This is a genomic window from Eubacterium ramulus, from assembly GCF_003122485.1.
Lineage (GTDB): Bacteria > Bacillota > Clostridia > Lachnospirales > Lachnospiraceae > Eubacterium_I > Eubacterium_I ramulus_A.
The window spans coordinates 24,753-44,527 of record NZ_JRFU01000089.1; the positions used below are offsets into that span (position 1 = coordinate 24,753).

Sequence of the window (19,775 nt, forward strand, 5' to 3'; positions counted from 1 at the left end):
TTGCACACATCAGCGGTCTCGGATAAATCCTCCCGCCAATCCAAAATAGAGCGGAAATTCCGCTCTATTCTGACAGCTATCCTGTTATTATTTTCTGATGCCTAATTTTGCGATCAGTGCACGATAACCTTCCAGATCTTTTTTCTGAAGGTAAGCAAGCATACCACGTCTCTGACCAACCATTTTCAGAAGACCTCTTCTGGAATGATGATCCTTCGGGTTCTCTTTCAGATGCTCTGTGAGCTCCTGGATTCTTGCTGTTAAGATTGCAATCTGTACTTCCGGCGATCCTGTATCGTTTGGTGTTCTACCATACTCTGCCATAATCGCTGCTTTTTTTTCTTTTGAAATCATCTTGATTTCCTCCTTTATTTTTTATAATCGCCCAATCACGCGTGTTTACTAAGTACCGGTCGGAGTGTCCGGGTACTGAGTATGGGCTTTTTACTCACGCCTAATCAATATATCATATTCAATCTGACTTGTAAACCACTTTCTGCAAAATCATCCACCGTCAGACTTACCAAAAATCATCTGCTATCTCTTTTTATGCTTCATGCACATTTTTCAGATATTCCTTACAAACCAAAATATCCCGGTCCATCTGTGCCTTTAATTCTGCCAGAGAACCAAATTTCCGCTCCGGGCGGATAAACTTCAGGAAAGACACTTTGATGTCCTTTCCGTACAGATTGCCTGAGTAGTCAAACAAAAATGTCTCTACGCCCATAGGATTGACCCCTTCAATGGTCGGCTTGCATCCCACGTTGCTGATACCGTCATACTGTTTTCCTTCTGCCAGAATCTCCACTGCATACACACCCTTTGGTGGAAGCAGTTTAAATTCTTCCGGGCGCTGATTTGCTGTCGGGATTCCGATGGTCCGTCCGATCTCGTTGCCGTGAAGCACCGGGCCGGTGAGAAAATAAGAATAGCCCAGCAGATAATTGGCTTCTTCCATATTTCCTTCTGCAATCTCCTTACGGATTCTCGTACTGCTGATATCCTCGCCTTTGTACTGTTTTTTCTTAACGATCACTGCCTCATAGCCCAGATCATCCGCATACTGCTGTAATTCCCGAAAGGAACCGGCACGCTGATATCCAAAATGAAAATCCGTGCCTGCCACGATCATTTTTACATTGATCTTCTCTTTCAGCATCTGCAAAAATGCATAGGGAGAAAGCTGACGGAAGTCATCGGTAAACGGGCATTCGATCAGATAATCCACTCCCGCTTCTGCGAAAATATGTGCTTTTTCTTCATTCGTAGATAACACATTGTACGTATCCTTGTGAATCGCTTTCGGTGGAATATCAAAAGTAAAGATCACACATTTGAGCCCCTGCTCCTTGCCTTTCTGCATAGCCTCCATCAGATAACGGTGTCCGCTGTGCAGACCGTCAAACTTGCCCAGAGTGATAACCGAAGGTTCTTCAATTTTAAAATCCAATGTATCTTTTATATATTTCATCCTTACTCGTTAATCCTCCAAAAACATTTTTGACGGACGGAACAGTCCAAGATCTTCCCGATATTCATAAACGGCTGCAAAACGTCCATCCGACATCCGGACACGCACTTTCATTTCCGGTTCCGGTTTTATCGTTTCCTGAAACTGCTGCAGCGCCATCTTATTGCCATTTTTTAACATAATGTCAAATTCCGGCTTTGCTGTCAGCACCGGATACACTTCAAATACATGTTCGATCGGGGTCACCACATCTTTTAATGTGCCAGCTTCTTTATATTCCTGTAAGGTGTCCAACTTATATGCATCTTCCATGCGATATCCTGCTGCCTGAAGACGGACAAGGCTTTTCATAGCCGCACCACAGCCAAGTTTCTGTCCAATGTCATGACACAACGTACGAATGTAAGTACCCTTGGAACAGGAAACCGTCATTGTTACGTACGGAAGTGCTATGTTTTCCACCTGAATCTTATAAATCGTCACCGGACGGGCTTTCCGCTCCACAGTGACACCGGCTCTGGCCAGATCACACAGTTTCTTTCCATTTACTTTCAATGCGGAATACATTGGCGGAACCTGATGGATCTCGCCTTCAAACTGCATCACCGCATCCATAACCTTCTGTTCCATAAGACCGGAAGTATCCACTTTTTTTAAAATGGTTCCCGTCAGATCCTGTGTATCCGTTTCCACGCCAAGCTGCATGACTGCACGATATACCTTATCCGAATCGGTCAGCATATCACAGACTTTCGTTGCTTTTCCAAGGCAGACTGGCAGCACGCCTTCCGCATCCGGATCTAACGTCCCGGTATGACCGATTTTCTTCTGTCCACAGATCCCGCGCATCCGCGCCACTACATCAAAAGAAGTATATCCTTTTTCCTTGTATACATTTATGATTCCGTTGTACATCCATCTTCCTCTTTTGTCTTTAACTGCTTTCTGACTTTTGCAAGTACTTTTTTGAGGATGTCATCCGGTTTTCCCTCGATGGACGCACCGGCTGCCCGGCAATGTCCGCCGCCGCCAAATTCTACGGCGATCGCTGCCACATCCACATAAGAAGCGGAACGAAGACTGACTTTATAAGTATCATTTTCATTCGGATATACAAACACAGCAGCCTCTACGCCCGTGGTAGAACGCAGGGTACTTACAATTCCATCCAGATCTTTTGGTTCCACATGAAATTTTTCCAGCTGTTTGCGCTTGATCACACTGGAAATACACATTCCGTCAAAATGCAGCTCCGCATCCATCAGTGCCTTTCCAAGAATCTGCTGCTGCGCAAAAGTACGGATATAGAATGTCTCGTCTACGATCCGGGAATAATCAATGCCCTTATCCATCAGTTTTCCCGCAATCTCCATCGTCTTCGATGAGGTGCAGGAATATTGAAACACACCTGTATCATGCACGATTCCAAGATAAATACACTCGGCAATCTCTTTTGTGATCTTGCTGCTATCTAAAAGCTGATAAACCAGTTCACAGGTAGAGCTTGCATTTGGGAAAATATAGTTAAAATCAGCAAAAGACTGGTTACTGATATGATGATCTACACAAAATGTGCTTTTTGCCACCTCAAAATACTGTCCTGCCAATCCCAGACGACCTGCATCCCCGCAATCCAGGGCAATAAACAGATCGTATTCTTTTTTACCGTCTGTCTCACGAATATGGCGAATCTTGTTCGCATTTTTCAAAAACAGAAATTTGTCCGGTATTGTCTCCAGATACACATCCGCCATAATGTCCGGATAATTGTCACAAATATAATTATATACTGCCAGGCAGGAGCCCACACAGTCGCCATCCGGCCGGATATGACCGGAAATAGCTACTGTATGGATTCCTTCCAAATATGAATCTAATGAAATCATGTCCATCCTCTTACTCTTCCTCTTTGCTGCCACCTGTTAATGCATCAATCTTCTTTGACATCTCAATGCCATATTCAATGGACTCATCCAGAATAAACCGAAGTTCCGGTGTATTTCTGAGATTCAGGGACTGTGCAAGACAACGTCTCGCATAGCCTGCTGCATTTTTCAATCCCTGAATGGTATCCTCTTTTTCTTTTTTGTCACCCAGTACACTGATATAAACCTTGCAGGTTTTCAGATCCGGAGCAACCTGTACCGCTGACACGGTGGTCAGCGGATGAATACGCGGGTCCTTAATCTCATTGCGGATGATCGTAGATAACTCACGCATTACTTCTTCATTTAAACGGGTATTTTTAATACTGTTTTTTCTCATATTCTGTCATCTCCAGACTATCTTGGTACTTCTACCATCTTATATGCTTCTACGACATCAAACTCTGCAATGTCGTTAAATCCTTCAAATACAAGACCACATTCATATCCGGCTTTTACTTCTTTGACATCGTCTTTGAAACGTTTCAGGGAAGCTAAATCACCCTCGAAGATCTGTTTTCCTTCTCTTGTGATACGAACTTTGCAGTTACGCTCAAATACACCATCCAGAATGTAAGAACCGGCAATGTTGCCGACACCGGAAGCTTTGAAGATCTGGCGAACTTCTGCATGACCGATGACTTTCTCCTCAAAGATCGGATCCAGCATACCTTTCATTGCTGCCTCGATATCCTCAATTGCTTTGTAAATAACGGAGTACAGACGAATGTCTACATGCTCCTGCTCTGCAGTTGCTTTTGCAGTTACATCCGGTTTTACGTTAAATCCAATGATGATCGCATTGGATGCGGAAGCCAGAGAAACATCGGACTCGTTGATGGCACCAACACCGCCATGGATTACTTTTACGACTACTTCCTCGTTGGAAAGTTTGGTCAAACTCTGTTTTACTGCCTCTACAGAACCCTGAACGTCTGCTTTTACGATCAGTTCCAGCTCTTTTAAGTTGCCAGTCTGAATCTGTGAGAACAGATCATCCAGAGACATTCTGGATCTGGTCTCCTCAAGCATTTTCTCTCTGTTCTGGGATACAAAAGTATCTGCAAAGCTTCTTGCGTCCTTATCAGAATCACATGCAACGAATACTTCACCTGCATTCGGAACACTGTTCAGACCAAGGATCTCAACCGGTGTAGAAGGACCTGCCTCTTTGACACGTCTTCCCTTATCATCGATCATGGCACGTACTTTACCATAGCTGCTTCCTGCTGCGATCGGCTCTCCGACTTTTAAGGTACCTTTCTGAACCAGAACGGTTGCAACTGCACCACGTCCTTTATCCAGCTGTGCTTCGATAACAAGACCACGGGCTTTTCTCTTCGGATTTGCTTTCAGCTCAAGAATATCTGCTGTCAGCAGTACCATCTCAAGAAGTTCTGTGATGCCTTCTCCGGTACGTGCAGATACCGGTACACAGATGGTGCTTCCACCCCAGTCTTCCGGGATCAGTCCCTGCTCTGCAAGACCCTGTTTTACATAATCGATATTTGCGCTCTCTTTATCAATCTTGTTGATGGCTACAATGATCTCAATGCCTGCTGCTTTTGCATGGCTGATCGCCTCAATAGTCTGCGGCATGATTCCGTCATCAGCAGCAACTACCAGGATTGCGATATCCGTAGAATTTGCTCCACGCATACGCATAGCTGTAAATGCCTCATGACCCGGTGTATCAAGGAATGTGATCTTCTGTCCGTTGATCTGTACGACAGATGCACCGATATGCTGTGTGATACCACCTGCCTCGCGATCAGTTACATGAGTCTCACGAATGGCATCCAGCAGAGAAGTTTTACCATGGTCAACGTGTCCCATAACACATACAACCGGCGGTCTGGAAACCAGTGTGTTTTCATCCTCTTCTTCCTCTTTCAGAAGTTCAGCGATAACATCTACTTTCTCTTCCGGCTCAGCGATGCAGTTGAACTCCAGTGCGATCTCTTCTGCTTTCTCGTAATCAACTTCCTGGTTTACAGTTGCAAGAATACCCTGCATGAATAATTTTTCTACGACTTTGGAAGCCGGTACATCGATACGCTCTGCCAGCTCACGAACGGTCATAACTTCCGGCAGGGAAATGCTGCGAACTTCATCTGTCTTCTTTTCTGCCTGCGGCTGTGGCTGTGCATTCCGTTTTTTGTGTCCCGTCTTCTTCTCCAGGTTTACGTACTGCTCCTGTTTACGGTTCTTTCTTTCGTAATCCTGTTTGTTTTTCTTTTTATTTACGTGTGTATTCTCTTTTCCGCGCAATTCCTCGATGGACGCCTTGTTGTCACGGTTCATACGTGAAATATCGTGATCTAAGCGTCCTCTCGATTCTCTCGAACGACCTGAATTGTCCTGTCGATTGTTTCGATTACCTCCAAAATTATTACCACCGCCGCGATTACCCTGGAAGCCTTTCTGATTATTGTTGTCTTTTCTTTCATAACGGCCATTTCTATCACCATTTTCCTGTCTTGCCGGTCTGTCACCATATCTTCTCTGTGGACGATCACCGTTTCTTGCCGGACGGTCACCATTTGGGCGCTGGGAACGGTCGCCGTCGTAACGTGGACGATCTCCATTCTGACGCTGTGGTCTGTCACCGTTCTGACGCTGACGATTGTCGTAACGTGGACGGTCACCATCCTGGCGCTGACGGTTCTCTCCGTTTGCACGCTGTGGACGATCTCCATTCTGGCGCTGCGGACGATCCCCGTTTCTGTTTCCGTTATTGGAACGACGATTGCTCATCTTGCTGTTCTGCGGATTGTATACAGCAGAAATGCTTGATTTTTTCTTCGGACGCTCTTTTTTATCTGCGTCTGCCTCGCCACTCTTTCCATATTTTCCTCTGACTAATGCAACCGCATTGTCTTCCAGTGTACTCATATGGCTGCTTACTTCTATATTATGTCCTTCCAGAAAAGTCATTACATCCTTTGCCGGTACATTATATTCTTTTGCAATTTCATGAACTCTGATTTTTGCCATTCTAGTTCCTCCCTATTCAGTTGTTGGTCTGTTATCTAACTGCTTCATGACAGATTTGGCAAAGCCCGGCTGCAGGATCGCTACCATAGAGCGGTACTCCTTGCCGATGCAATGACCAAGATCATCTTTACTTCCATAGATATACAGAGGGGTTTCATAAAAATCTGTCATATTTCTCATTTTCTTCTTTGTATTATCGGAAGCATCTTCTGCCACGATCACAACACACGCCAGACCGCCTTTGACGGCTTTCTCCACCGCAAATTCTCCACTGGCAATGCATCCGGCTTTCTGTGCAAGCCCCAGACCTGATAAAATCCTGTTATTCTGCAATCGTTTTCATCTCCTCTGTCAATTCCGCAATAATTTCTTTTGGTATACTCATTTTGAACGAACGTTCCAATCCGTGATTCTGGACTGCCTGATCCAGACACTCCATCTTTTTGCACAAATATGCTCCGCGGCCGTTTTTGCGACCTGCCGCGTCAATACAAAAGGTATTGTCCTGCATTTTCAAAACACGGATCATTTCTCTTTTTTCCCGCATTTCGTGACATCCCACACACATGCGCATCGGACTTTTCTTATTCATTCTCTCCATCCTCATCTTCGATTTCCGGAATATTAATGAATCCATCGTCATCGGAAGCATCTGTCGGATGATACTCCTCATTCATATCTTCCAGATCGATGTCGTTTAATTCTTCATCCTCGTAATCTTCTTCATAATCCATGAAGTCACCGGCTTCTCTTGCCTGTGTCTCACTCTTGATGTCGATCTTGAATCCGGTCAGGCGGGCTGCCAGACGTGCATTCTGGCCTTCTTTACCGATTGCCAGGGAAAGCTGATAATCCGGAACAACAACTTTTGCCTTGTTCTCCTCTGCATCTGCAATAACGGAGATAACTTTTGCCGGGCTTAATGCATTCTCAATGAGCATAGCCGGGTTCTCATTCCAGTTGATGATATCGATCTTCTCACCGTTTAACTCTTCTACAATGGCATTGACACGGGCACCGTTCATACCAACGCATGCGCCTACCGGATCAACGTCCGGATCATTGGACCATACTGCCATCTTTGTACGGCTTCCTGCCTCACGGGCAATGCTCTTGATCTCAACGATACCGTCACGAACCTCTGCAACCTCTGCCTCAAACAGACGTTTTACCAGTTCCGGATGTGTTCTGGATACAAGTACTTTCGGTCCTTTGGAAGTAGATTTTACATCGATCACATATACTTTGATACGCTCGGTCGGCTCAAATGTCTCGCCCGGGATCATCTCGTTTTCACTGAGGACAGCGTCCACTTTACCAAGGTCAATACTTACATTGTTTCCAATATAACGCTGAACGATACCGGTTACAATATCTTTGGACATTCCATAATACTGATCAAAGATCACTTTGCGCTCTTCCTCACGGATTTTCTGTAAAATAACATTCTTTGCATTCTGTGTTGCGATACGTCCGAAATCTTTGGACTGGATCTCCTCATGGATCACATCGCCAAGTCCATGACCACCGCCGATCATCATTGCCTCTGCAAAGCTGATCTCTGTCAGCGGATCTGTCACTTCCTGTACGACGGTTTTCTCAGCGTAAACATGAAACTCACAAGTCTCCGGATCGATGGTAACTTTGATATTGTCAGCTTTTCCAAAATGGTTTTTACATGCTGTCAGCAGTGAGTTCTCAATTGCTTCCAGTAATGTATCCTTGCTGATATTTTTTTCTTTTTCTAAAATTGTCAATGCTTCCAGTAATTCTCTGCTCTCAGCATTTTTTTTGCTCTTGCTGCTTTTTGCCATTTTTTCCTTTTTCCTCCTGTTCTAAAAATCAAATGCCAGTCTGATCAGTGCGATCTCGTTTTTCTGGAAAGTAAGTGCTTCACCTTCCTCCGGCTGAATCGTTACAGTATCTTCTGTATATCCGGTCAGAATTCCATAAAATTCTTTCTGACGGTTGATTGCACGATAAGTACGGATCTCTAATTCTTTTCCCATACTTCTCACATAATCTTTTTCTTTTTTCAGCGGTCTGCCAAGTCCCGGGGAACTTACCTCGAATACATAAGAATCGGCAATAAAATCCTTCTCATCCAGCAGATCGTTCATTCTGCGGGCAACTGCCTCACAATCATTGACGGTAATACCGCCCTCTTTATCGATGTAGGCGCGTAAATACCAGGTGCTTCCCTCTTTTACATATTCCACATCTACCAGTTCAAAATTCATTTCTTCCATGATCGGAAGTAATAAGGCTTCTGTACGTGCTTCATAATCTTCGCGTTTTGACATCTTTGTCACCTTCTTTCTCAGATTTCACTATACAACAACTAAGAGTGGACTCGCGCCCACTCTTACAACATACTACATATTCTTAATTAATAATTTATCACACTATTTACAAAGATGCAAGTTTTTTTTATACCATGCCTGCTTTTACTGTCCGCACATTCTGTCGGTCAATGTATCCGCACGCCCGCAATCCCCGTTCGATCACGCGCATCCACTCCGGTTCTGTCAGCACACGCACAGAACTGTCATCCAGTTCGATCACATGCTCTTCCCGTTTTGCGCCGGTCTCACAGGTCACCTCATACAGATTCACCCGGCTGATGGCACCGATCTGTTCTAACAGGTTCACCATACGATATACGGTCGCTGTTCCGATCTTCGGATCTAATTTGGATGCTTTATAATAAATCTCTTTGCAGCTGGTGCAGTTTCCACTCAGAATCACATCCAGTAAAATCATGCGCTGTTTTGTGATACGGCATCCGTTCTCTTTTAATCTGTCAACGATCCGATCTTTCTGCATCTGCGTTCTGTAATAGTTTTCCGTCTTTTCTAATTCTGTTGCCTGCATACTAGATTTCCTTTCTCTATCTTTTTTTAGTATAAAGCAACGTGTGTTAGGTGTCAATAATGTTTTTTATTTTTTGCTTATTCAGGGTAACTATGACTCACGTGCAAAAAACTCCCCAAAACCGATACCGTTTTTGATACCCGTTTTGAGGAGTTTCTCAATTTCTCTATTTGCGAAAAGACAGAATCATATCTGTTCTTATCCTTCTGTTATTTATGCCTTCTATGCCCCAAGCAATGCACAGTAAAACTCTGCCGCACAGGAAAATGTCTCCTGACGGATCGGTGCTAGGATCTCCCGTACACTCAGGTACTGATCTGCACCTGCTTTCACGATTTCATCCCCGATCTGTTCCAGAATCTCCTGTTTGCTGATGGGATAGGAAATATCAGCCATCCGCTTGTGCAGTAAATGTAACATTCCTTTAAACTGTGCCATCGTTGTCACCTCGCTTATAAGCTGTGTAATCCGAAGTATCCAGCCCCTTTCCTGCATACGGATGACTGGATGCGCCCCGGTGCGCATAAGAATACATCGGTGCGGAATGAACCGCCTGACTGCGCATTGCATCGATAATGCCCGGATACAGATCCGCCTTGATCATAGATGGTGCTCCGTTTGCGCCCTCACAGATCACGTTTCCGTCCGGTCCCAAGATCATGCTTCGTCCAAAGCAGGAAAAATTCTCATTTTCCGCTGTTCCAGAACAGTTGACTGCCACTACGTACACCTGATTAAAATAAGCACCGGATTTATTGGTGATCTCCCATGCGTTCTGCCACGGATCCATGTAATGGGTCGGACGGATGATCACATTTGCGCCCTGCACGGCTGCTTCCCGCCACATTTCCGGATAATCGCCATCCGCACAGATGATAATGCCAAATTTTGCACCTTTCGGTCCGTCACATACGGTACAGCTGCGTCCCGGAATGGAACCCTCAAAAGGAATCCACGGATTCATTTTATCATAGCGGTGAATGATCTCACCTTTGTCATTGATCACAATGGCGGTATTGGTGTAATTGTTCTGTTCATCCACCCGAAGCAGGAAATCAAACACTCCGTACACTTCCAGTTCCGCACATTTTTTCTGAAACTTCTTAATCTGCGGACTGTCCATGGTAAGCAACGCATTTTCCCATCCAAACTGCGGGAAACCCTGAATGCACGCTTCCGGTGCTACAAACAGATCAAAGCCCGGAAAGCCACCGGAAGCCCGATCCATAAAAGAAAGCAGCGTTTCTGTATTGCGGTCTACGTCTTCCATATTCATGGCACCGATGGGCGCATACTGCGCACCAACAACAGTCAGGCATTCTGTCTCAATTTTTCCATTGATTCCAAATACATTTCCTCTGTTCATATTTTGTACCCCCCTGTCACCCTTCCTGTGTTCAGCTTTATACTCGTATTCATACAATTAGCAGTAATACTTTGATATAGGAAGGTTTATCTGACAAATCATTCTTTATTTTTCTTTATCACAGATTTTGCTTCCAATAAAGTAAATAACGCATGCTGCAACGATGGAATTGATAGAACCGATACCAACCGGTACTTTCAGTCCAACGATAGCACCTGCAACAACGACAATGATTGCATACCATTTTACGGTTTTCATATTTGTTGTGTCATTTTCCTGATAACGTCTCTGATGCATGAAGTAATCAGTGATTACCACACCACCAACCGGAGGGATCGCATATCCCATGAAAGTAAGCCAGGAAGTAAAGTTATAGTATAACCATACAGAAGCTACGATTCCAATGATACCGCTGACTAATACCATTTTCTTTTTGGAGCATCCTGTAATATTGGAAAGTCCAAGTCCACAGGAATATAATCCGTTATCGGCTGTGGTCCAGATATTTAATCCAAGTACAATGATAGCCGGAAGTGCTAATCCCTGTGCAATCATAATATAGAAAATATCTGCCTGTCCTGTTACGGAACCACCTACTGCACCGAATACGAACATCAGGGAGTTTCCTATAAAGAACGCGATAACTGTTGCGATAACTGCGATTTTTCTTGTTTTTGCAAAACGTGTATAGTTCGGGGTTGTTGTACCACCACTGACGAAAGAACCTACAACCAGTGTAATGGCTGTTGCCAGTGTGATCGGATTCTGCGGTTCTGCTGCAAACAGACCACCAAGTCCGCCCATAGAAGAGACACCAAGCCCTACAGAAATGCATCCCAGGATTCCGACTGCCGGAACTGCGATCCAGCTTACGATCTCCAGAGATTTAATACCAAAATAAGCAGAAGCTGTCATAAGACCACCAGACAGAATAACAAGAACTACTACCGGAATACCAGTCAGCTCTGCAACCGGAATGGAAAACATTGCGATACCTACGCCAAACCATCCCATCTGTGTAAATGTAATAATTGCGGAACAAAGCCAGGAACCTTTCTTTCCGAAAGCATGTCTCGCCATCAGATCCAGGGTAAGTCCTGTCTTGCATCCCATGTAACCAAGAATACCGGTATATACGCCAAGAATCGCATTACCGATGAGCAAAGCCCATATAAATTTTGTCATGTTCAGACCAATACCAAGCTGACCGCCGACACTCATGCTGGCGGAGAAAAAGGTAAAGCCCATCATGATCATAAACATTGGCAGAAAACCTTTTCTTGCGCTGTCAGGTACCGCCTGAAGCTCGTAATCCTGCTGTTTCTCATTTGTCTGGTTGTTTTCCATAACATCCTCCTGCTCTTTTTTCTCGCAAAAAAGGTGCCAGGAGTACCTCAACCCAAATACTCTGGCACCTTTGCCGCTCTAAAATATAGCATGGTGGTTATACTATGTCAAAAAAATATCAATCCCTGATGTTATTCTTTTTTCTAATATATAAGGACATATATAATGAAAATGACTACTTATGTTGTCTTGCAAAATAGTCCTTTACCAGCTTCACAACCGTACCCGACAACAGGAACAACGCGATCAGGTTCGGGATCGCCATCAGACCGTTGAATGTCTCTGCAATGCTCCAGAGCATACCAAGGTCCATGGTTGCACCAACGATTGCCACCAGTGCATAAACGACCATAAACGGTTTTACCCATTTTTCAGAAGACAGGTACTCCATACAACGTGAACCGTACAGTCCCCATCCGATAATAGTGGAAAATGCAAAACAGCAAAGTGCGATGGCGGTAAAAATAGATACCCAGTTGCCATATGTAGCGGTAAATCCGGAAATAGTCAGCTCTGCACCTGCATCTGCGCCATATCCAACCGGGATACCACTGCACAGAATAACCATAGCAGTCAGTGTACAGATCAGAATCGTATCAGTAAATACTTCAAAAATACCGAACATACCCTGTTTTACCGGTTCTCCAGTGTCTGCACATGCATGGGCAATGGAACCAGTACCAAGACCTGCCTCGTTGGAGAAAATACCGCGGGCTACACCTTTTTTCATACTCAGGAAAAAGCTTCCTACGATACCACCGGTCACAGAAGCCGGATGGAATGCACCGTCAATAATAGAATGAAATACTCCAGGCACACGGTCGATATTTAAAATAATAACGCCAAACGCAAGTACGATATATAATAATGCCATGAACGGAATCAGACGTTCAGTAACACGACCGATACGTTTTACACCGCCAAGCAGGATCATGGCTACTAAAATGGCAACAATAATACCCATCACCAGATTGACAACTTTTGTAGAACTTTCCGGAATAATATTGAAACTCAGTAACGCGGAATCAATCGCTGTTGTGATTGTATTTACCTGTGTGGCATTACCGGTTCCAAATACGGTTAATACACCAAACAGGGCAAACAAAAACGCAAGCCAGTGCCAGTGTTTTTTCAGTCCGTTCTTAATATAATACATCGGACCGCCAACCCAGTCTCCCACTGCGTTTTTCTCACGAAAATGTACCGCAAGGGTTACCTCGGAAAACTTGGTACACATACCAAGCAACGCGGAAATCCACATCCAGAATACCGCACCCGGACCACCGATAGCGATTGCTCCGGCAACACCGGCGATATTTCCGGTTCCGACGGTTCCCGCCAGCGCCGTACAGACTGCCTGGAACGGAGTCATGGCTCCATCGGAAGCATCCTTTTTATCAAAAATTTTTCCAATGGTCTGTTTCATTGCATATGGAAATTTACGAATCTGTAAGAATTTTGTCCGCACACTGAGCAGAAGACCCACTCCGATAATGCAGATCATGGCAGGCACACCCCAGATGAAATTGTTCACCACGGAGTTCACCGATTTGATAATTTCTAACATTTTTTAACCTCTCAACTCATTTGTATTCTGTCTGTGTCCAGACAGATTTAAAAAGTATAGCACACTTTTTTTACAATGTACAGATTTTAATACAAAAGAGAACTGTATACAATGGATTTCTTATGTGTTTTTCATGTACTTTTGTGAAAGAAAATGATTCCATTTTGTCTCCGCGGCTAACAATCGCCTGCGAAGAAAAAATGGAATCACTTTCTAATCTACATAGTGAAATAACAAGTGTAAAAGGATCAATATGCTGGTAAGATTGATGAGCAGCAAATGTTAAGTATGAACTGCTTTTGTTCCTAATAAAAAATATAAACATTTATAATGTAAAAAGAAGTATCGTATTGTCGTGCGATACTTTTTTTACGAAAGGGTTATATTATATCCATGAGTTATCTGAATTGCTATTTAAAAATCTGCTGTTATGCACGATTCGATCAGATACAACTTAATGTCCGACCTAAATGTGCCAGATATGCGGAACATTCTTTGGTCTGTTTCATACCTTCACTGATTTCTACACCACACAGTTCATCGTGTTTCACACAGACCAGATGATGGTTTTTGCCTTTTTTGATCAAGTCTACCGCATAAGCTCCCATCATACTTCCATAGACACGGTCTTTTGCTGTCGGATTGCCTCCGCGCTGGATAAAAGCAAGTACATTTGCACGGGTATGTACATGTAATTCCCGCTCGATGATCTCTGCCATCGGCTCTGCTTTTCCTGCGCCCTCTGCCAGCACGATTGTTCCGGAAGTAAAATGATATTTTCGTAAATGGTCTACGATCTGTTCTGCCGTTGTATTGCTGTCTGCAAAAATAGCTCTTGCTGATCCTGCAATGCCGCTCCACAGAGCGATAAATCCGGCACGCCGTCCCATTACTTCTACCACGCTGAAACAGGAATGTGCTTCTGAGGTATCTGCGATACGGTCAATGGCTTCCACTGCAATATTGACCGCCGTATCAAAACCAATCGTGTATTCCGTACAACCGATATCCAGATCGATGGTTCCCGGAACACCGACCACGCCGATTCCCTGCTTGGAAAGACAGTAAGCTCCCTGATAAGAACCATCTCCACCGATTACAATGAGATCACTGATCCCATATTTTCGGCAGATGTCTGCAGCTTTCTTCTGCACGGAAAGTTCTTTGAACTCATCACAACGGGCAGTTCCCAGAATCGTTCCGCCTTTTGCAACAATATGCCGCACATCTTCTCTGTGAAGTTTTACGATATCTTCCCGTAACAATCCCGCATATCCATTGCGGATGCCATACAGTTCATATCCCAATTCCTGTGCTCTTCCAAATATGCCATAGATTGCCGCGTTCATGCCCTGTGCATCTCCGCCACTTGTCAAAACTGCAATTTTTTTCATATCAGTTCCCTGCTCTTCCTGCTATTTTCCGTCATACTTCATCTCAATATGAGTTCCATATCTAACTAAACGAAACAATTATCCTATTCTCAGAATCTTCCTATAATAATACAAATATCAATCTCTGTTTTTAAGCGATCTCTAATTTTTCATGGAATCTCTTTTCGTATTCCGCACCCAATGCTTCCCGAAACTCCGGTGCCGCAATATTGATCAGCGCTTTCGCTCTCTCCCGCAATGATTTTCCGTGTAACTGTGCAACGCCGTATTCGGTCACAACATAATCCACATCACACCGGCTTGTAGTAACAGCTGCGCCTTCTGCCAACAGCGGAACAATCTTGGAAATCGTTCCTTTTGCTGCGGTTGCCGGCATTGCCATGATCGTACGACCGCCCTTTGACATATTTGCGCCCCGGACAAAGTCTACCTGACCACCGACACCGGAAATCTGCTTCATTCCTACGGATTCACTTGCCACCTGCCCCATCAGATCTACTTCTACACAAGAGTTTATGGAAACTACATTATCATTCTGGCAGATGACTTTCGGATCATTGACCACATCTACCGGCATCAGATTGACACTCGGATTATCATTTACATAATTATATAAACGATCTGTTCCCATCAGGAAAGTTGCCACGCACTGTCCTTTCTGAATCTGTTTGCGTGCATTTGTGATCACACCTGCTTCGAGCAGCTCTACCACACCATCGGAAAACATTTCACTGTGGATACCAAGATCTTTTTTATCTTTCAAAAACAGTAATACTGCATCCGGGATCGCACCGATTCCAAGTTGCAGGCAGTCACCGTCTTTTACCAGTGAAGCAACGTGTTCACCAATCTTTTTCTGAACTTCCCCGATCTTTGGCGGTGGAAGCTGAATCAGATCACTGCTCTCTGCCACAATGTAATCCAGTTTGCTGACATGAATAAAATTATCTCCGTGCACACGCGGCATTTTCGGATTTACCTGTGCGATTCTTAATTTTGCTGTCTCTGCACATGTCTTTGTATAATCACAGGATACGCCAAAGGAACAGTAACCCTGTGCATCCGGCTCACTTACCTGAATCAACGCTACATCTGGCGGTGCCTGTGTCCGGAAATATTCCGGTGCTTCTGAGAAGAAGATCGGTGTAAAATCCGCTCTGCCTTCTTCAATCGCTTTTCTTGTGGAACCACCGGCAAACAATGCGTTATGCCGAAAATGCTTTGCCATCTCCGGTGCGCAGTAACCTGCTTTTCCCATGGCAACCATATGTACCACTTCGATATCTTTCCAGTTCATCTCATCTGCGATTTCTACCATAGCATCTGTCAGAATGACAGGCTCGCTGCAGGCATGTGCTACAGCGACTCTGTCACCTGATTTGATATGGGATACTGCTTCTTTTGCAGTACAGATGCGATCTTTATATGTAATCTTCCAATCCATCTTTTTTACCCCTGTTTTTATCTATACACAATCCGGCTTTAGAACAGTTCTGTATAAATCTTGCGAATACGGTCTCTGTCTAAGTATACAAAGTTATTTACTAACAGACGCTGCTGGTTTTCGATAACGGAATCCGTAAACTCATCAATCTGAGCCTCTGTCATACCATACTCATGCAACGATTTCTTCTGAATGATCGTATTCAGTAATTTTTCCAGTTCCTCATATACATTTGCTGCATCACATCCAAGGATTCCGGCAATGTAATTATTCAGTTTTTCAATCTCACCGTCTGTCTTGATCTCCATGTAGTTGTTCATAACACCGGTAAACATTGCATAATTTGCTTCTCCGTGCGGTACATGGAAGGTAGCGCCAAGCGGATAACTTAATGCGTGAACTGCTGCACAACCTGCATTTCCGAATGCGATACCAGCATAGTTACTTGCCATAAGGAAATCATTTAATAACGGGATTCTTGCCTCTTTGCCTTCTTTTGCGATCTTCATGTATCCGGTCAGGATCATTTCGATGGCACGGTAACCAAACATTCTGGTTGTCTCATTTCCCTTCGGGGAAAGACTGGACTCGATAGCATGGATCAGGGCATCAATAGAACTTGTTGCGAATACGCCAAACGGAAGTCCTTTTAACAGTTCCGGAATCAGAACTGCCTCATCTGCATACATGTCATCCACTGCCAAACCTTTTTTGGTTCCACGGCTGTTCAATGCCAGAATTGCAATGTTTGTTACCTCACTTCCAGTACCACAGGTAGTCGGTACCAGAACCAGCTCTTTATTTTTCACTGCCGGGATTTCTCCGTCATACAGATCCAGAACCGGTGATACCTGACGGAGTGCAAACAGTTTGGAAATGTCCAGAACTGTTCCACCACCAATGGCGATGACACGTTTGTGCTCACCTTTGATATCGCGGCACATTGCCTCTACCATATCATCGGATGGCTCTCCCATGCCGTATTTTTCCTGGAAAATTACATCACATTTCAGATTCAGACCTCCGAAATACGGATTGTAAATATATTCGTTTGTAACAACTAAATCTCCCTCACCCAACATAAAATCCTCTGCAAACTCTTTTGCAGTATCATAATTATAAATGTCCGGTTTCAACATTAAAGTTTTCATTATACCTATACCTCCGGTCTGGCTTCCCTTTACTTTCTGGAAATAACTTTCTTTACTGCCTCTACGATATCTTCTGCCATCAGATTGTACTCTTTCATCAGGAAATCCTGTGGACCAACCTGACCGAAACGGTCCTGAATACCAACACGCTCCATCGGAACCGGTTTGTTTGCAACCAGAACGTTTGCAACTGCGGAACCAAGTCCGCATCCAACCTGATGATTCTCTGCGGTAACGATGCATCCTGTCTCTTCTGCTGCCTTGCAGATCAGTTCCTCATCGATTGGTTTCCATGTATGCATATCGATCACGCGGGCAGAAATACCTTCTGCGCTTAAAATTTCTTCTGCACGTAATGCTTCATCCAGCATAATTCCGGAAGCAATGATTGTTACATCTTTTCCATCTTTTAAGGTAACGCCTTTTCCGATTTCAAACTCTGAACCATCTGCATAAATGGTTTTGAAATTTTTACGGATCAGACGCATATAGCTTAACTTCGGATACTCTGCCAGTTTCTTTGTCAGAGATTTTGTCTGTACATAATCACAGGAATCAATGACAACCGCGCCTGGAACAGTCATATATAAAGCGCCATCCTCGAACGGCATATGTGTTGCACCGTTGAACGCTGCGGTTACACCCGGATCGGAGCCGATGATATGTACCGGAACCTGAGAATAACCGGCTGCCAGAAACGCCTGGTCAAAGCAACGGCGTGCTGCGAAACATCCAAAGGAATGTACGAATGCTTTCATGCCTGCTGCTGCCATACCGGAAGCAACACCAACAGCATTCTGCTCTGCGATTCCGGCATTGAATACTCTGTCGGGGAATTTCGCCTGAAGTTTTCCTACGTTGATACACCCGCCCAGATCACAGTCTACATGTACGATTGTCGGATCATTTTCCATCAACTCTGTCATTGCAGCGATATAACCATCACGATTTGCTCTTGCATCTTTTTTATGTTCACCTATCAATGTATAACTCATAATCGCTTCCTCCTTTACTGAGCACGTACTGCAGCAAGTCTTTCTTCTGCTGCCTTGATTGCTTCTTCCCATTCCTCTTCCGACGGCTGAGATGAATGTGCTCCGATCGGTTCTGCAAAAGTTGCACCTTTTCCTTTGATCGTATTTAATACGATACAGGTTGGTTTTCCTTCTGTCTCGTATGCTGCCATTACTGCATCGTAAATCTGTGAAACATCATTTCCGTCTGCTACATTGATCACATTCCATCCAAAAGCATCGAATTTTGCGCCAATTCCTTTTGCATGACCCATAACCTGCTCACAGGTACCGTCAAGCTGTCGTTTGTTATCATCGATCAGACAGATCAGATGATCCAATTTATAATGTGCTGCAAACTGTGCACCTTCCCAGATCTGTCCTTCGTCTGCCTCTCCATCACCTACTGTGACGAATACGTGGCTTGTTTTGCCTTTCATTTTATTTGCAAGCGCTGCACCTACTGCCTCGCTCATTCCCTGTCCAAGAGAACCGGTAGTCAGATCAACACCCAGTGTCATACGACGGTCTGTGTGGGATGGGAATCTTGTATGCGGCTGGTTCAGTGTGTATGCATCCTCTACCGGATAAAAACCTTTCAGTCCTAAAGTTGCATACATAACCGGTCCGCCATGTCCCTTTGATAATACAAACCAATCCCTGTCTTCCCAACGCGGTTCTTCCGGACGGACATTCATTACTTCTCCGTACAGAACTGCCATGGCATCTGCCAGTGACATGGAACCGCCTACGTGTCCGAAACCTCTTGAGTGAATGATTTTTAATGTCTCGACGCGAATTTCTTCCGCAAATACTTTTAATTCATGTACTCTTTTTTCTGTCAACATAATGCGCTCCTTTCGTTCGTTCGCTAAATTGTATACCATTTTTGAAATAATATACTTTCTGTTTGTAATATACTTCTGTATATCATATATGTCAATTATATTTATACTATCCACCATTTCTTTGTATAATATACACAATTTTTAGTGGTTACTTTTTTTGCATTTTTTAATATTGCAATCATTTTCACGCATTTTAACATCGATTTTTTTGCATTTTTTCCATTGTTTTTTGCAATTTTGCATTATTTTGGTATACTATTTTGGTATACTATCTTGCTCATTAACAAACTTTTTCATTCTATACTGACAACTGCCGGCAGGTTTTTGTTTATCTCAGTCGAGAAGACTCCCACTTCTGCAAGTGGTGAGTAATAA

Annotated in this window: 20 protein-coding genes; all 20 read right to left on the reverse strand. The window is 44.0% G+C overall.

Annotation, left to right across the window (positions count from 1 at the left end; translation table 11 throughout):
* Positions 1-87 precede the first annotated feature (87 nt).
* The 20 genes from rpsO to LG34_RS08115 all read right to left on the reverse strand — a co-directional run bounded on the left by rpsO (position 88) and on the right by LG34_RS08115 (position 19,400).
* A complete protein-coding gene (gene rpsO / locus LG34_RS08020; RefSeq protein ID WP_022036754.1) occupies positions 88-354 on the reverse strand; it encodes a 30S ribosomal protein S15 in 267 nt (88 codons plus the stop codon).
* Between the two features lie 193 nt (positions 355-547).
* The gene (locus tag LG34_RS08025; protein ID WP_109215613.1) at positions 548-1,474 is read right to left on the reverse strand and encodes a bifunctional riboflavin kinase/FAD synthetase; all 927 of its coding nucleotides are present in this window, start codon (positions 1,472-1,474) and stop codon (positions 548-550) included.
* Positions 1,475-1,483: 9 nt separating this feature from the next.
* On the reverse strand, positions 1,484-2,389 hold the full coding sequence (gene truB / locus LG34_RS08030) for a tRNA pseudouridine(55) synthase TruB (protein WP_109215614.1): 906 nt from the start codon (positions 2,387-2,389) through the stop codon (positions 1,484-1,486).
* A complete protein-coding gene (locus LG34_RS08035) occupies positions 2,371-3,360 on the reverse strand; it encodes a DHH family phosphoesterase (RefSeq protein ID WP_109215632.1) in 990 nt (329 codons plus the stop codon). The genes truB and LG34_RS08035 overlap by 19 nt, the downstream gene beginning before the upstream one ends.
* A gap of 10 nt (positions 3,361-3,370) precedes the next feature.
* On the reverse strand, positions 3,371-3,739 hold the full coding sequence (rbfA, locus tag LG34_RS08040) for a 30S ribosome-binding factor RbfA (protein ID WP_109215615.1): 369 nt from the start codon (positions 3,737-3,739) through the stop codon (positions 3,371-3,373).
* Positions 3,740-3,756: 17 nt separating this feature from the next.
* Positions 3,757-6,396, reverse strand: a complete 2,640-nt coding sequence (gene infB / locus LG34_RS08045; protein WP_109215616.1) for a translation initiation factor IF-2 — start codon at positions 6,394-6,396, stop codon at positions 3,757-3,759.
* Positions 6,397-6,408: 12 nt separating this feature from the next.
* Positions 6,409-6,729 (reverse strand): L7Ae/L30e/S12e/Gadd45 family ribosomal protein, encoded by a 321-nt coding sequence (locus LG34_RS08050; RefSeq protein WP_109215617.1) that lies wholly within the window; start codon positions 6,727-6,729, stop codon positions 6,409-6,411.
* Positions 6,719-6,988, reverse strand: a complete 270-nt coding sequence (rnpM, locus tag LG34_RS08055) for an RNase P modulator RnpM (RefSeq protein ID WP_109215618.1) — start codon at positions 6,986-6,988, stop codon at positions 6,719-6,721. The genes LG34_RS08050 and rnpM overlap by 11 nt, the downstream gene beginning before the upstream one ends.
* Positions 6,981-8,210: a transcription termination factor NusA gene (gene nusA / locus LG34_RS08060; protein ID WP_109215619.1), complete on the reverse strand. Its 1,230-nt coding sequence runs from the start codon at positions 8,208-8,210 to the stop codon at positions 6,981-6,983. Before nusA ends, rnpM begins: the two co-directional genes overlap by 8 nt.
* Before the next feature lie 21 nt (positions 8,211-8,231).
* The gene (gene rimP, locus LG34_RS08065) at positions 8,232-8,699 is read right to left on the reverse strand and encodes a ribosome maturation factor RimP (protein ID WP_109215620.1); all 468 of its coding nucleotides are present in this window, start codon (positions 8,697-8,699) and stop codon (positions 8,232-8,234) included.
* A 127-nt stretch (positions 8,700-8,826) separates the two neighbouring features.
* Positions 8,827-9,270, reverse strand: coding sequence for a transcriptional repressor (locus LG34_RS08070; protein WP_242979833.1), 444 nt, complete (start codon positions 9,268-9,270; stop codon positions 8,827-8,829).
* 222 nt (positions 9,271-9,492) lie between these two features.
* Complete coding sequence (locus LG34_RS08075) at positions 9,493-9,708, reverse strand: hypothetical protein (protein WP_109215621.1); 216 nt, start codon at positions 9,706-9,708, stop codon at positions 9,493-9,495.
* Positions 9,695-10,636 (reverse strand): nitrilase-related carbon-nitrogen hydrolase, encoded by a 942-nt coding sequence (locus LG34_RS08080; RefSeq protein ID WP_109215622.1) that lies wholly within the window; start codon positions 10,634-10,636, stop codon positions 9,695-9,697. The genes LG34_RS08075 and LG34_RS08080 overlap by 14 nt, the downstream gene beginning before the upstream one ends.
* Positions 10,637-10,741: 105 nt before the next feature.
* Positions 10,742-11,983: a cytosine permease gene (gene codB, locus LG34_RS08085; protein ID WP_109215623.1), complete on the reverse strand. Its 1,242-nt coding sequence runs from the start codon at positions 11,981-11,983 to the stop codon at positions 10,742-10,744.
* Positions 11,984-12,158: 175 nt separating this feature from the next.
* Positions 12,159-13,550, reverse strand: a complete 1,392-nt coding sequence (locus LG34_RS08090; RefSeq protein WP_109215624.1) for an alanine/glycine:cation symporter family protein — start codon at positions 13,548-13,550, stop codon at positions 12,159-12,161.
* A gap of 443 nt (positions 13,551-13,993) precedes the next feature.
* Positions 13,994-14,944 carry an ATP-dependent 6-phosphofructokinase gene (locus LG34_RS08095; protein WP_109215625.1) on the reverse strand — a complete coding sequence of 317 codons (951 nt, stop codon included), beginning with the start codon at positions 14,942-14,944 and terminating at the stop codon, positions 13,994-13,996.
* Positions 14,945-15,074: 130 nt separating this feature from the next.
* Positions 15,075-16,388, reverse strand: a complete 1,314-nt coding sequence (locus LG34_RS08100; protein WP_109215626.1) for an acetyl-CoA hydrolase/transferase family protein — start codon at positions 16,386-16,388, stop codon at positions 15,075-15,077.
* A 38-nt stretch (positions 16,389-16,426) separates the two neighbouring features.
* Positions 16,427-17,539 (reverse strand): 4-hydroxybutyrate dehydrogenase, encoded by a 1,113-nt coding sequence (locus tag LG34_RS08105; RefSeq protein ID WP_109215627.1) that lies wholly within the window; start codon positions 17,537-17,539, stop codon positions 16,427-16,429.
* Between the two features lie 29 nt (positions 17,540-17,568).
* The gene (locus tag LG34_RS08110) at positions 17,569-18,534 is read right to left on the reverse strand and encodes a transketolase family protein (RefSeq protein ID WP_109215628.1); all 966 of its coding nucleotides are present in this window, start codon (positions 18,532-18,534) and stop codon (positions 17,569-17,571) included.
* A gap of 14 nt (positions 18,535-18,548) precedes the next feature.
* A complete protein-coding gene (locus LG34_RS08115) occupies positions 18,549-19,400 on the reverse strand; it encodes a transketolase (RefSeq protein ID WP_109215629.1) in 852 nt (283 codons plus the stop codon).
* Positions 19,401-19,775: the final 375 nt, after the last annotated feature.